This is a genomic window from Kineococcus terrestris (assembly GCF_041020755.1).
GTDB lineage: Bacteria > Actinomycetota > Actinomycetes > Actinomycetales > Kineococcaceae > Kineococcus > Kineococcus terrestris.
In genome coordinates this window covers 20868-34362 of record NZ_JBEUEI010000037.1, presented here as the reverse complement: position 1 = coordinate 34362, position 13495 = coordinate 20868, and the positions used below count along the sequence as shown (strand labels likewise).

Below are 13495 nucleotides of genomic sequence, written 5' to 3'. Positions count from 1 at the left end.
GACGGGGCCGGCGCCGTCCAGGACGGCCGGGACCGGTCCCTGCCCGGCCGCGAGCTGGACGTCGTCGAGGGCGGCGGCGGGGGCGCGGGGGGGGGGGGGGGGGGCCCGGCCCGCGCCCCCCCCGCGGCGCCGGGCGCGCCCGGCGAGGGCCAGCAGGGCGCCGAGGGCGTGGCAGTCCAGCCGGGTGGTGCCCGACAGGTCGACGACGACGCGGCTCGCCCCGTCGAGGACCTCGTCGACGCGGGTGCGGACCGTGGTGGCCGTCCCGGCGACGAGGGCGCCGTGGACGGCGACGACGGTCACGGGACCGTCCTGGCGCACCTGGAGGGCGCACGCCGCGTTCTTCGTCCGCACTGGACACCACCCGTCACGAGGAGCCACTCAGCGACTCGAGTGGTGGGTCCACCCTACCGCGCGTGCTCACTCCGAGTGACTGATCGTGTCCTGCGCGTCGCCATCCCCGGACCGGGAAGCGTGGGCGCGCCCTCTCCGTTCCTGCCCGTACCGTTGCCCGTCGTACCCGTTGCTCCGGCGAACGGCGTGCCGGCCCGGGCAGGTCGGCGACCGGCGACCCGACCCCCTCACCGGAAGGCCCCCGTGACCCAGCGACTCGCGCGCGTCCTGCGCCTCGAACCCGTCAGCGGGGCCCTGCTCCTGCTCGCCGCCCTCGCCGCCCTCCTGTGGGCCAACCTCGACGCCGCCGGCTACGAGGGCGTGCGCGAGCTCGAGGTCGGCGCCGGGCCCCTGCGCCTGACCCTGGAGCAGTGGGCCTCCGACGGCCTGCTCGCCGTCTTCTTCTTCGTCACGGGCATCGAGCTCAAGGGCGAGTTCGTCGAGGGGGAGCTGCGCCACCCCCGCCGGGCCGTCCTGCCCATCGTCGCCGCCGTCGGCGGCATGGTGGTCCCGGCCCTGCTGTACGTGCTGGTCAACCTGCTGGCGCCCGGCAGCCCGCCCGGCGCCCTGCGCGGCTGGGCCACCCCCGTCGCCACCGACATCGCCTTCGCCCTGGCCGTGCTCGCCGTCGTCGGCCGCGGCCTGCCCGCCGCCCTGCGCCTGTTCCTGCTCACCCTCGCCGTCGTCGACGACCTGCTCGGCATCACGGTGATCGCGGTCTTCTACACGAAGACGCTGCACCTGTCGTACCTCGGGCTCGCCGTGCTCGTCCTCGCCGCCTTCGCCGTGCTCGTCCACCGCGGCGTGCGCAGCGGCTGGGTCCTGGTCCCGCTGGGGGTGCTCACCTGGGCCCTCGTGCACGAGTCCGGCGTCCACGCCACCGTCGCCGGCGTCCTGCTCGGCCTGGCCGTCCCCGTCGCCGACGGCACCGCCGCCGCCTTCGAGCACCGCTGGCGGCCCTTCTCGACCGCGCTCGCGCTGCCGCTGTTCGCCCTGTCCTCCGCCGGTGTCGTCATCGGGGGCGTCAGCGGCCTGGTCGAGGCGCTGGGCGACCCGGTCGTCCTCGGGATCGTGGCGGGCCTCGTGCTCGGCAAGCCCATCGGCGTGTTCGGCACCACCTGGCTGCTCGCCCGCTTCACCGGCGCCCACCTGGCCGACGAGCTGCGGTGGTCCGACGTCTTCGGCCTGTCCCTGCTCGCCGGGATGGGCTTCACCGTCTCGCTGCTCATCGGCACCCTGTCCTTCGGGCAGGGCACGCGCGAGGGCGAGCACATGACCCTCGGCGTCCTCCTCGGCTCCCTCGTGGCGGCCGTCCTCGCCAGCCTCGTCCTCGTCCGGCGGGCGCGCGCTCACCGCCGGGCGGGCGCGGAGGTCTGATCGCGGTAACCTCTGGGGCCATGTCCGGTCACCCTGTTCACGTGGGGACCAACGGCTACTCCTCGACGTGGGGAGCCGTCCTCTCCGGCACCGCCCCGTCCCGCGCCTGAGGCGCGGGACGACCTCGTCCCGTCGCTCCGGGCGGCCCTCGACGACCCGCCCGGTCCTCCGCGAGGCACCCCGACCGGGGGCCCGCGTCCTGACCGACGAGCCGCCAGAGGTGGAACAACGTGCTGCTGCCCGCCGTCCTGGGTCTGACCGCCCTCCTCGCGGTCGTGGCCCCCCTCCTCGGCCACCGCCTGGGCCGCGACGCCGGCTGGCTGATCGCCGCGGGCCTGCTGGCCCTCGGCCTGTGGCTGGGCCTGGCCGCCCCGCGCGAGGGCCTGACCTACGAGCTGCCGTGGATCCCCGCCCTCGACGTCGGGCTGCGGCTGCGCCTGGACGGGCTCTCCCTCGTCTTCGCGCTCCTCGTCACGATCATCGGCGCGGCCGTCATGGCGTACTCCGCGCGCTACCTGTCGAAGAAGGCGCACAGCGGCTTCTACGGCCTGATGACCCTCTTCGCGGCCGCCATGCTGCTGCTGGTCACCGCCGACGACGTCGTCGTGCTGTTCGTCGCCTGGGAGGCGACGACCTTCTGCTCCTTCTTCCTCATCACCCGCTCCGGCGCCCCGGCCCACAAGCCGGCCGTGCGGGTCCTGCTCGTCACCGCCACCGGCGGCCTCGCGCTGCTCGCCGCCGTCGTCACGATGTCCGTGCGCACCGGCACCACGCAGCTGTCGGCGATCGTCGCCGACGACGCCTGGCGCACCGACCCCGGCTTCGCCACCGTCGTCGCCGTCCTGCTGGCCGTCGCCGCCTTCACCAAGTCGGCGCAGTTCCCGTTCCACTCCTGGCTGCCGGACGCGATGGCCGCCTCCACCCCCGTCAGCGCGTACCTGCACGCCGCGGCGATGGTGAAGGCCGGCATCTACCTGCTGCTGCGCTTCAGCCCCGCGATGTCCGGGGTGCCGGCCTGGCACCTGCTGCTCATCGGCCTCGGCATCACCACCGCGCTGATCGGCTCCCTCTTCGCCCTGCAGCGCACCGACCTGAAGGCGCTGCTGGCGTACTCCACCGTCAGCCAGCTCGGCTTCCTCGTCGCCACCATCGGCGTCGGCACCGAGCACGCCCTCACCGCGGCCGTCGTCCACACCGTCGCCCACGCCTTGTTCAAGTCCGCCCTGTTCATGGTGGTCGGCGTCATCGACCACCAGGCCGGCAGCCGCGACATCCGCGACCTGTCCGGGCTGCGCCACTACCTGCCCGTGACCACGACGGTCGTGGTGCTCGGCGCCGCGTCCATGGCGGGCGTGCCGCCGCTGCTCGGCTTCGTCTCCAAGGAGTCGATGTTCGCGGCCTTCCTGGAGGCGCCCGGACCAGCCTGGACCGGACCCGTCCTCGGCGCCCTCGGCGTCCTCGCGGCCGTCCTCACCTTCGCCTACTGCGGGCGCATGGTCGTCGGCGCCTTCTTCGGGCCGCCCATGCGGACCACCTGGCACCACGACGTCCACACCGACGACGAGGACGCCTCCGGCCACGGCGAGGAGGGCGAGGCGCACACCCACCCCGGCGGCCCGGCCCCCGCCTCGCCCGCCTTCCTGGCGCCGCCGCTGCTGCCGGCCGTCGCCGGCCTCGGGCTCGGCCTCGCCCCCTTCCTCCTCGACGACCTCGTCGGCCGCGGCGCGAGCGGCGCGCACGGCGCGGAGGTCGACGTCCACCTGGAGCTGTGGCACGGCGTCAACCCCGAGCTGTTCATGTCCGCCGCCGTCATCGTCCTCGGCGCCGTGCTCGTCGCCGCCCGCGACCGCGTCGACCGGCTCCTGGACCGCCCGCTGCTGCCGTACACCGGCGTCGGCGCCGTCGAGGGCTTCCGCGAGGGCGCCATCTCCCTCGGCGCCCGCGTCGGCGGCCTCACCGGCTCCAGCGCCCCCGCCCGCCACCTGGCCGCGCCGCTGGTCCTCCTGCTCGTCCTGACCGCCGTCGCCCTGCCGGGCCTGGGCGGCCTGCCGCCCGTCGTCGGCGACCTCGACGCCGGCACCGACTGGGTGCTGTTCGGGATCGTCGCCCTCGGCGTCCTCGCCGCCGTCGTCGTGCGCTCGCGCATCGGGGCCCTGTCCGTCGTCGGCACCACCGGCTTCGGCGTCGCGCTGTGGTTCGTCGCGCTCGGCGCCGCCGACGTGGCCCTCACCCAGCTGCTCGTGGAGATCCTCACCGTCGTCGCCGGCGTCCTCGTCCTGCGGCGGCTGCCCGCCGCGTTCGGGAAGGTGCGCCGCGCCCGCGCCGCCGGGTCCGCCGTCCTCGCGATCGCCTCCGGCGCCGCCGCCACCGTCGGGGTCCTCGCCCTGACCGGCCGGCGCGAGCTGTCCGCCGCGGGCGAGTGGTACCTGCGCGAGGGCGAGACCGAGACCGGCGGCACCAACGTCGTCAACACGATCCTCGTCGACTTCCGCGCCCTGGACACTCTCGGCGAGCTCACCGTCCTCGGGCTGGCCGGCGTGGCGATCCTCGTCGCGCTGCAGGCGCGCCGGGCCCTGCCCGAGGGCGAGCCGGGGCTGGCCGTCGGCGAGCGCTCGCCGCTGCTGGGCGCCGACGACAACGCCGCCCCACTGCGGGTCCTGGCGCGCGCCGTCGGGCCCGTCATGGTCGTCACCTCGCTGTGGTTCCTGCTGCGCGGCCACAACGCCCCCGGCGGCGGGTTCATCTCCGCCCTCGTCGGCGGCGCCGGCTTCGCGCTGGTCTACCTGGCCTCCTCCACCGACCGCGGCGCCCGCGTGAAGTGGCCCTACCTGGCCCTCATCGGCGGCGGCGTCCTCGTCGGCACCGCCACCGGCCTGGCCGGGCTGGCCGACGGCTCGTTCCTGCGGCCGCTGCACGCCTACGTGCTCGGCTACCACTTCACCACCGCGCTCGTCTTCGACCTCGGCGTCTACCTGGCCGTCGTCGGCGTCGTGCTCGTCGCCCTCAACCGGCTCGGCGGTGTCGTCCCCGAGGACGCCGTCCCCGGCGCCGGCTCGCCCACGCCCGGCACGCCCGACCGCGCCGGGGACCCGCCCGACCCGGCGGAGCCCGCCGCGGGCACCGGGCACCGCGCCCCCGCCCACGCCGCCCGCGCCCCCGAGGAGGTCCCGTGATCCTCGCCCTCACCGTCGGCGTGGTCGTCGCCGGCGCCGTCTACCTGCTGCTGCAGCGGGAGATGGTCCGCGTCGTCCTCGGCTTCGTCCTGCTCGGCCACGCCGCCAACCTCGTGATCATGGCGGCGGGCGGCGCGTCGCGGCGCGGCGAGCCGCTGGGCGCCGAGCCGGACCCGGCCCTGACCGCCGACCCGCTGCCCCAGGCGTTCGTCCTGACGGCCATCGTCATCGCCTTCTCGATCACCATGTACATGCTCGCCCTGGCCGTCCTGGGCCGGCGCGACGACGAGCTGGCCCGCGGGGACGCCGCGGACGACGACGGGCCCGACGGGTCCGGCGGGCCCGCGGGCGACGAGTCGTCCGCGCACGACGCCCCCGACGTCCCCGCCCGGCGCGAGGAGGTGGCCCCGTGAGCGGCACCCTGCTGCCCCTGCTGGTGGCCGTCCCCCTGGTGGTCGGCGGCCTGCTCGTCGCGCTGCCCGACCGGCTGCTGCTCGGGCGCCTCCTCCTGCTCGGCACCACCGGCGGGTCCACCGCCGCCGGTGCCGCCCTCGTCGTCAGCCAGCTCGACGGGGGGGTGGTCGCCCACCGCATCGGCCTGTGGCCGGCGGGCATCGCCATCCCCTTCGCCGCGGACATGCTCACCGCGCTGATGCTCACCGTCACCGGCCTGCTGACCACGGTGTGCGCGCTGTTCGCGATCGCCTCCGGCGAGGCCGCCCGGCGCTTCTTCCCGCCGCTGGTGGTCGTGCTGACGGCCGGGGTGAACGGGGCGCTGCTGACCGGCGACCTGTTCAACCTGTTCGTCTTCATCGAGGTCATGCTGCTGCCCTCGTACGCGCTGCTCGTCATGGCGGCGCCCCGGCGCGGCACCACCTCGCGGGTGGCCGGCGCCCGGCTGTACGTGACCGTCAACCTGCTGACCTCGACGATCTTCCTCGCCGGTGTCGGGCTGCTGTACGGCGTGACCGGCTCGGTGAACATGGCCGACGTCGCCGGCGCCGCGCAGACCGACGGGCGCGCGGCCGTCGCCGCCGCCGTCTGCCTGCTGGCGCTGTCCATCAAGGCCGCCGTCGTCCCCGTGCACGGGTGGTTGGCGCGCGCCTACCCCGCCGCGTCCCCGGCCGTCACGGCGATGTTCTCCGGCCTGCACACCAAGGTCGCGATCTACGCCGTCTACCGGATCTACGCGGTCGTCTTCGGCGGCGACGAGCGCTGGCTGTGGGTCGGCGTCCTGCTGTTCTCCGCGACGATGGTCGTCGGTGTCCTGGGCGCCGTCGGCGAGGGCACGACCCGCTCGATCCTCGCCTTCCACATGGTCAGCCAGATCGGCTACATCCTGCTCGGCGTCGCCCTGTTCGGGCCGCTCGGGCTGGCGGCCGGCATCTTCTACCTGCTGCACCACATGATCGTGAAGGCGTCGCTGTTCCTGTCCACCGGCGCGGTGGAGGTCCGCTACGGCACCCACCCGCTGGGGGCGGTGCGCGGCATCGCGCGGACCGAGCCGCTCGTCGCGGTGGCGTTCTTCGCCGCGGCGCTGTCGCTGGCCGGCATCCCGCCGTTCTCCGGCTTCGTCGCCAAGTTCTCCCTCGTGCAGGCCGCCGTCGCCGAGGGCCAGCTCGCCGCGGCGGTCGTCGCCGTCGCCGTCAGCCTCTTCACGCTGCTGTCCATGCTGAAGATCTGGTCGGCGATGTTCTGGGGCGAGCCCGCGGCCCCCGGCGCGGACCCGGGCAGCGGCGGACGGGCCTCCGGCCCGGCCCTCGGCGGTGCCGACGGCGCCCGCGGCGCGGCCCCCACCGCGGTCGCCACCCGCACGCGGGAGGAGACGACCGCGGAGACCGACCCGCGGCCCGCGAGCACCCCGACCGCCACCGCGCGCCCGGCCCGGCGCATCGGCCTCGCCCTGGCCCTGCCCGGCGTCGTCCTCGCCGTCGTCACCCTCGGCCTCGGCCTCGGCGGGCAGCTGCTCATGTCCCTGGCCCAGGTCGCCGCCGAGGGCCTGCTCGACCCGACCCCCTACCTGGAGGCGGTGACGTCCTCGTGAGCCGGACCACCTGGCCCCTGCGCTTCCTCGGCTTCGCGGCCTGGTACGTGAAGCTGCTGCTGACCTCCTACGCCGTGCTCATCGCCGACGAGCTGAGCCCCGGCCAGCGCAGCACCCCGGGCATCGTGCGGCTGCCCACGGCCTGCCGCACCGAGTTCGAGGCCACCAGCCTGGCCGTCCTCATCTCCCTGACGCCCGGGACGATGGCGTTCAGCTTCCGCGGCGACGCCGAGGGCGCCGCGTCCCGGCGCGACCGGACGTGGACGCTGCACGTGCACGGCATGTACCACCCGGACCGCGAGGAGCTGCGCGCCGAGCTGCACGACCTGGAGCACCGCATGCTCGCCGCGCTGCGCCCGGGCGGCTTCGTCCCCGCGGGGGCCGCCGCGTGATCGGCTTCGACGTCGCCGCCGTCCTCGTCCTGGTCGCCGTCGCGGCCGCGACCGTGCGGATGGTCCGCGGCCCGCGCGACGCCGACCGGGTCGTGGCCGCCGACCTGCTCTTCTTCGCCGTCATCGCGCTCATCGCCCTGCTCGGGCTGCGCGTGGGCAGCGACGGCACGTTCGACCTCGTGCTCGTCGCCACGCTCGTCGGGGCGCTGTCGGCGATGTCCCTGGCCCGCCTGCTGACCCGTGGACGGAGGTGACCGCGGTGGACGCGGTGCTCGACGTGTGGTTCCCCGTCGTCGGCCAGGTGCTCGCCGTGGCCGGCGGCCTGATCTTCCTCACCGCCGGGCTGGGGATGCTGAAGCTGCCGGACTTCTACACGCGCGTGTCGACGGCGACCACGGCCGCCGGGCTGGGCGTGGGGTCGGTGGTCGTGGGCGTGCTGCTGGCCGAGCCGACCGTGCCGAACCTCGTCAAGGCGCTCGTCGCGCTGGCCCTGCAGCTGGTCACCTCGGTGGTGGCGAGCATCGCCGTGGCCCGCTCGGCCTACCTGACGGGGGCGCCCCTGGCGGCGTCCACCCGCTACGACGAGCTGGCCGAGGACTCCGGCGGCGGGCCGGCGGTCGGCGCGGACGAGCAGGGGCGGGCCGTCGAGGTCGAGGGCGCCGAGCGGCCGGTGCGCTGATCGGGGCCCGGGCGGCCCGCGCTGCTCAGGCGTCCGGGTCGCGGCGCTCCACCAGGTACGTGTGCCCGGTGGCGTCGGTGACCCGCTCCCACCGCCCGTAGCCGGCGCGGGCCTCCTCGTCGGTGCGCGGCCCGCGCGGCGGGGCCTCGTCGTGGTGCACCTGCGCCGGGCCGGTGAAGGTGAACGCGGCGTCGAGGACGAGGTCGAGGAGGCGGAAGCGCGACCTCGGGCGCTGCAGCGAACGCGGGGTGTGCGAATCGTTCACGCACACATCGTCGTACGGTGGGGCGGTGACCTCAACCCCGCCGGCCCGTGACGTCGAGCACCCGGACACCCGCGGGCCCGGTGGCCCCGGCGCGCCCGAGGACCCGCTGGCCCTGGAGCGGCAGGTCTGCTTCGCGCTCGTCGTCGCCGCCCGCACCGTCGTCTCGGTCTACCGGCCCGTCCTCGAGCCGCTCGGGCTGACCCACCCCCAGTACCTCGTGATGCTCGCCCTGTGGGAGCGCTCGCCGCGCTCGGTGCGCGACCTGGGCGAGGCCCTGCAGCTGGACCCGCCGACCCTGTCGCCGCTGCTGAAGCGGCTGGAGGCCGCCGGGCTCGTCGAGCGCCGCCGCGACAGCGCCGACCAGCGCTCCCTGGCGCTGACCCTCACCGCCGCCGGCCGCGAGCTGCGGGAGCGCGCCGTCGAGGTGCCCGGCCGGGTGCTGGCCCGCCTCGGCCTGGACGTGGCCGCGCTGGAGGCCGTCCGGGACGGCCTGGACCCCCTGATCGCCGCCGCCCGCGCCGCCCAGGACGGCGGGTCCGCGCGCGCCGGGGACTGATCCCCCACCTTCCCGGCGTGGTAGTCATGGGCCGTGCCGACGCCGCGCCTCGCCCTCACCCGGACCTTCCTGGCCCCCGCGCAGGACGAACCCGGGGACGCGCCCGGCGGCGGTGAGCTGCCCGGGGTCGCCGACGTGCGCGACGCCGGCGCCACCACCAGCGAGGAGACGCACTACGACACCCCCGACCTCGCGCTGGCCGCCGCCGGGGCCTCCGTGCGCCGGCAGACCGGCGAGGGCCCGCGCGGCTGGGTGCTCGCCCTGCCCGGCCGCGGCCCGCGCCACCACGAGGTCCGCCACGCCCTCGGCCGCGCCGTGCGCACCGCGCCCGCGGCCCTGCAGAAGCTCACCTGGGCCGCCGCCCGCGGCCGCACCCTCGGCCCCGTGCTCCAGCTGTCCGCCACCGCCCGCCAGCGCGAGCTGCTCGACGCCGAGGGGCGGGTCGTCGCCCGGCTGACGACCCGCGACGTCACCGCCCGCCCCCTCGGCAGCGAGGACGCCCCCGCGCAGTCGTGGGCGGAGTGGCAGGTCGAGGTCGTCGACGGCCGCCGCGACCTGCTGGACGCCGTCTCCACCGCCTGGGAGGAGGCCGGCGCGGAGGAGTCCGACCGCACCGAGCAGCTGCGCACCGTCCTCGACGACGTCGAGACCCCCGAGGAGGTCCAGGCGGGCGCCGGGCGCTCCGGGGGCTCCGGGGACTCGGGCGACGTCGTGCGCGCCACCCTCGCCGAGAGCGTCGGCCGGCTGCTGTCGCAGGACCCGCTGGTGCGCATCGACGCCCCCGAGGCCGTCACCTCCATGCGCGGCGCCGCGCTGCGCCTGGACAGCCTGCTGGCCGTCTTCGCGCCCGTCTTCGCCGCCGGCCCGGCCGAGCGGCTGCGCCCCGAGCTGGCGTGGCTGGCCGGGGTGCTCGGCGCGGCCCGCGACGCCGAGGCCGTCGGCGAGCGCGTGCTGGCCGACCTGGAGGAGGAGGCCCGCGCCGACAGCGCCGGGCCCGTCCTGCAGGAGGCCGTCGCCGCGCGCCGCGCCGCCGCCCACCGCGACGTGCTGGCCGCCCTGGACGACGAGCGCTACCGCGCCCTGGTCACCGCGCTGGAGGAGTTCGTCGCCGTCCCGCCCTTCGCCGAGGAGGCCGGCCGCTCGCCGAAGAAGCGGCTCGTGCCGCTCGTGGCCGAGGCCCACCGCGCGCTGAAGGACGCCTACCGCGACGTCGACCCCGACGGCGACGAGAGCCTGGAGCCCGTGCGCGCGGCCGCCCAGCGCGCCCGCTGCGCCGCCGAGCTGCTCGTGCCCGTCGCCGGCGACGCCGCCGACGACTACGCCGACGCCGTCCGCGGCGTGCTCGACGTCGTCGTCGAGCACGAGGACGCCCGCCGCGCCGCCGCGCTGCTGGAGTCCCTCGTGCCGGGTGCCGGCGAGGGCGCGTTCGTGCTGGGCCGGCTGCACGCGCTGGAGGAGGTGCGCGCCGCCGTCGCCCGCCACGACCTGGAGGAGGCCTGGCACACCGCGCACGGCAAGAAGCTGCGCCGCTGGATGCGCTGAGCCGCCCCCGGTCGCACCCCGCGTCGGACCCGGGCCCACCCGTCCGGACGAGGTCGGGCGGGCGGGCGGTGCGGTAGGCATGGGCCGTGCCAGAGCCCGACCAGCGCCCCCGTCCCCCCGAGCCCGCGCCCGACCCCGCCGAGGCCGTCCCGCTGCGCGGTGAGCGCGTCGCCCTGGAGCCCCTGGCCCCCGGGCACGCCGCCGACCTGCGCGCCGTCGTCGCCGAGGGCGACCTGCACCGCACCTGGTGCACGCGCATCCCCGCGCCCGACCAGGTCGAGGCCGAGGTCGAGCGCCGCCTGGGCCTGCAGCGCGCCGGCACGATGGCGCCGTGGGTGGTGCGCCGCCTGGACACCGGCGCGGTGTGCGGGGCGACGACCTACATGGCGATCACCCCCGAGCACCGCCGCCTGGAGGTCGGCTCGACGTTCCTGGCGCCCAGCGCGCAGCGCACCGGCGTCAACGCCGAGGCCAAGCTGCTGCTGCTGACCCGCGCCTTCGAGGTGCTCGACTGCGTCGCCGTGGAGTTCCGCACCCACTGGCACAACGCGACCTCCCGCCGCGCGATCGAGCGCCTGGGCGCCAAGCAGGATGGCGTGCTGCGCAGCCACCAGGTGATGCCCGACGGCAGCCTGCGCGACACCGTCGTCTACTCGATCACCGCCGCCGAGTGGCCCGCCGCGCGCAGCGCGCTGCGCGCCCGGCTGGCCCGGGGCGCGGCGTGAGCGCCGGGGCGCCCGCGCTGGCGCTGCGCGGGCTGACCAAGCGCTTCGGGGACAAGACCGCCGTCGACGCCCTCGACCTCGACGTGCCCGTCGGCTCCTTCTACGGCGTCGTCGGCCCCAACGGCGCGGGCAAGACGACCACGCTGTCGATGGCCACGGGCCTGCTGCGCCCCGACGGCGGCGCGGCCTTCGTGCTGGGCGAGGACCTGTGGCGCGACCCCGACGCCGGCAAGCGCCGCCTGGGCGTCCTGCCCGACGGGGTGCGCCTGTTCGACCGCCTCACCGGCACCGAGCTGGTCCGCTACGCCGGGCTGCTGCGCGGGATGCCCCGCGACGTCGTCGAGCAGCGCACCGCCGAGCTGCTGGACGCCCTCGGCCTCGCCGACGCCGGCGGCACCCTCGTCGTGGACTACTCCGCGGGCATGACGAAGAAGGTCGCGCTGGCCTGCGCCCTCGTCCACGCCCCGCGGCTGCTCGTCCTCGACGAGCCGTTCGAGGCCGTGGACCCCGTCAGCGGCGCCACGATCCGCGCGATCCTGCAGGACTACGTCGCCGGCGGCGGCACCGTGGTGCTGTCCAGCCACGTCATGGACCTCGTGCAGCGCCTGTGCGACCACGTGGCCGTCATCAGCGCCGGGCGGGTCCTGGCCGCGGGGACGCTGGAGCAGGTGCGCGCCGGCAGCAGCCTGGAGGAGCGGTTCGTCGACCTCGTCGGCGGCGGCCGGGACGTGGCGGGGAGGCTGGCGTGGTTGCGCGACTCGTCGGCCTGAAGCTCGCCCTGCTGCGCAACGGGCTGCGCCGCAGCCCGTGGCAGGTCGTCGCCCTCGTGCTCGCCCTGCTGTGGGGGCTGGGGGTGGTGGTCCTGCTCGGCGCGGGCCTGGTGGCGCTGCGCTTCGCCGGGGCGGACGTGGCCCGGCCCGTCGTCGTGGGCGTCGGCGCGCTGGCGCTCCTGGGGTGGGCGCTCGTGCCGCTGGTGGCCTTCGGCGTCGACGAGACGCTCGACCCGGCCCGGTTCGCCACCTTCGGGGTGCCGCGCCGCCGGCTCGTGCCGGGGCTGCTGCTGGCAGGCGTCATCGGCGTGCCCGGTGCCGTCACGCTGCTGCTGGCGCTGACGACGGCCGTCACCTGGGGCACCTCGGTGCCGGCGGTGCTGGTGGCGCTCGTCGCGGCGCTGCTGGCGACCCTGACGTGCGTGGCCGCCTCCCGGGCCACGACGACGGCGGCCGCCGGCCTGCTGCGCTCGCGCCGCACCCGCGACGTCCTGCTCGTCGTCGCCGGCCTGCTGCTCGTGGGTACCGGCCCGGGGATCAACGTGCTGCTCGCGCGCGCCGGGGACCTGGCGGCCCTGGCGGGCGCGGTCGTCGACGTCGTGGCGTGGACGCCGCTGGGCTACCCGTGGGCGGCGGGCGCGGACGCCGCGCAGGGCCGCTGGGGCACCGCGCTGCTGCGCCTGCTGCTGGCCGCGGCGACCCTCGCGCTGCTGCTGCTGGGGTGGGGCGCGGCCCTCGGCGTCGCCGGCGGCGGCCCGACCGGCGGTTCCGGGCGCTCGTCGGCGGCCCCGGCGGGGGGCGGGCGCCGGCTCGCCGACCGGCTGGTGGCCCGGCTGCCCGCCGTCCCGGCCGTCGCCGTCGCCCACCGCTGCCTCGTGTACTGGCGGCGCGACCCGCGCTACCTCGTCAGCACGGCCTCGGTGCTGGTGGTGCCGCTGCTGCTCGTGGTGATCCCCCTCGCGCAGGGCGCGGACGTGGGCGCGTGGCTGCTAGCCGCCGGCCCGGCCGTCGCCTTCCTCACCGGCTGGTCCCTGCACGACGACGTGGCCTCCGACCACTCCGCGTTCGCCCTGCACGTCAGCGCCGGGGTGCGCGGGCGCGACGACCGGGCCGGGCGCGCGCTGGCCGCCGGCTGCTGGCAGCTGCCCGTCGTGGTGGTGCTCGCGGTGGTGCCCGCGGCGCTCGGCGGCCGCTGGGCGCTGCTGCCGGCGGTGCTGGGCCTGTCGCTGGCCCTGTACGGGGCGGGGCTGGGGGTCTCCAGCGTCTCCAGCGCCCTGGCGCCGTACCCGACGGCCCCGCCGGGCGGGAACCCCTTCCAGACGCCGCGCGGGGCGGCTGCGGCGACCGTGGTGGCGCAGCTGGTCACCACGCTGGTCACGGCCGTCGTCGCGCTGCCCACCGCGGCGGCCGCCGTCGCCGCCCTGCTGGGCGTGACGTGGGCGGGCTGGCTCGCCCTGCCGCTGGGCGCGGCCACCGGCGCGCTCGCGGTGCGCACCGGGATCGTCCAGGGCGGGCGGGTGCTGGACCGGCGCGCGCCCGAGGTCCTGGCGGCGGTCTCGCGCTCCTGAGCCCCGGGACG

Annotated in this window: 14 protein-coding genes; 12 read left to right on the top strand and 2 right to left on the bottom strand. The window is 77.0% G+C overall.

Annotation, left to right across the window (positions count from 1 at the left end; genetic code table 11):
- Positions 1-321: STAS domain-containing protein (locus tag AB8M62_RS17555; protein WP_369070400.1), on the bottom strand; the 321-nt coding region annotated here is incomplete at its 3' end.
- 276 nt (positions 322-597) lie between these two features.
- Between AB8M62_RS17555 and nhaA the strand changes: the two genes are divergently transcribed.
- From nhaA to AB8M62_RS17520, 7 genes are all read left to right on the top strand, one after another.
- The gene (gene nhaA / locus AB8M62_RS17550) at positions 598-1770 is read left to right on the top strand and encodes a Na+/H+ antiporter NhaA (RefSeq protein WP_369056302.1); all 1173 of its coding nucleotides are present in this window, start codon (positions 598-600) and stop codon (positions 1768-1770) included.
- Positions 1771-2000: 230 nt separating this feature from the next.
- A complete protein-coding gene (locus tag AB8M62_RS17545) occupies positions 2001-4943 on the top strand; it encodes a DUF4040 family protein (protein ID WP_369070397.1) in 2943 nt (980 codons plus the stop codon).
- Positions 4940-5356: a cation:proton antiporter subunit C gene (locus AB8M62_RS17540; RefSeq protein WP_369056304.1), complete on the top strand. Its 417-nt coding sequence runs from the start codon at positions 4940-4942 to the stop codon at positions 5354-5356. The genes AB8M62_RS17545 and AB8M62_RS17540 overlap by 4 nt, the downstream gene beginning before the upstream one ends.
- Positions 5353-6987: a monovalent cation/H+ antiporter subunit D family protein gene (locus AB8M62_RS17535; protein ID WP_369070396.1), complete on the top strand. Its 1635-nt coding sequence runs from the start codon at positions 5353-5355 to the stop codon at positions 6985-6987. The genes AB8M62_RS17540 and AB8M62_RS17535 overlap by 4 nt, the downstream gene beginning before the upstream one ends.
- Entirely contained in the window at positions 6984-7379 is a 396-nt protein-coding gene (locus AB8M62_RS17530) for a Na+/H+ antiporter subunit E (protein WP_369070395.1), read from the top strand. Before AB8M62_RS17535 ends, AB8M62_RS17530 begins: the two co-directional genes overlap by 4 nt.
- Positions 7376-7633: an MrpF/PhaF family protein gene (locus AB8M62_RS17525; protein WP_369056307.1), complete on the top strand. Its 258-nt coding sequence runs from the start codon at positions 7376-7378 to the stop codon at positions 7631-7633. Before AB8M62_RS17530 ends, AB8M62_RS17525 begins: the two co-directional genes overlap by 4 nt.
- A gap of 5 nt (positions 7634-7638) precedes the next feature.
- Complete coding sequence (locus AB8M62_RS17520) at positions 7639-8058, top strand: cation:proton antiporter (RefSeq protein WP_369056308.1); 420 nt, start codon at positions 7639-7641, stop codon at positions 8056-8058.
- Positions 8059-8083: 25 nt separating this feature from the next.
- Here the strand turns inward: AB8M62_RS17520 and AB8M62_RS17515 are convergent, their stop codons facing one another.
- Positions 8084-8323: a hypothetical protein gene (locus tag AB8M62_RS17515; protein ID WP_369070394.1), complete on the bottom strand. Its 240-nt coding sequence runs from the start codon at positions 8321-8323 to the stop codon at positions 8084-8086.
- 106 nt (positions 8324-8429) lie between these two features.
- Between AB8M62_RS17515 and AB8M62_RS17510 the strand changes: the two genes are divergently transcribed.
- The 5 genes from AB8M62_RS17510 (at position 8430) to AB8M62_RS17490 (ending at position 13484) form a co-directional block, all read left to right on the top strand.
- The gene (locus tag AB8M62_RS17510; RefSeq protein ID WP_369070399.1) at positions 8430-8879 is read left to right on the top strand and encodes a MarR family winged helix-turn-helix transcriptional regulator; all 450 of its coding nucleotides are present in this window, start codon (positions 8430-8432) and stop codon (positions 8877-8879) included.
- A gap of 33 nt (positions 8880-8912) precedes the next feature.
- Positions 8913-10421 (top strand): CYTH and CHAD domain-containing protein, encoded by a 1509-nt coding sequence (locus AB8M62_RS17505; RefSeq protein ID WP_369070393.1) that lies wholly within the window; start codon positions 8913-8915, stop codon positions 10419-10421.
- Between the two features lie 86 nt (positions 10422-10507).
- A complete protein-coding gene (locus AB8M62_RS17500) occupies positions 10508-11146 on the top strand; it encodes a GNAT family N-acetyltransferase (protein ID WP_369070392.1) in 639 nt (212 codons plus the stop codon).
- Positions 11143-11916: an ABC transporter ATP-binding protein gene (locus tag AB8M62_RS17495; RefSeq protein WP_369056312.1), complete on the top strand. Its 774-nt coding sequence runs from the start codon at positions 11143-11145 to the stop codon at positions 11914-11916. Before AB8M62_RS17500 ends, AB8M62_RS17495 begins: the two co-directional genes overlap by 4 nt.
- On the top strand, positions 11892-13484 hold the full coding sequence (locus tag AB8M62_RS17490) for a hypothetical protein (RefSeq protein WP_369070391.1): 1593 nt from the start codon (positions 11892-11894) through the stop codon (positions 13482-13484). The genes AB8M62_RS17495 and AB8M62_RS17490 overlap by 25 nt, the downstream gene beginning before the upstream one ends.
- Positions 13485-13495: the final 11 nt, after the last annotated feature.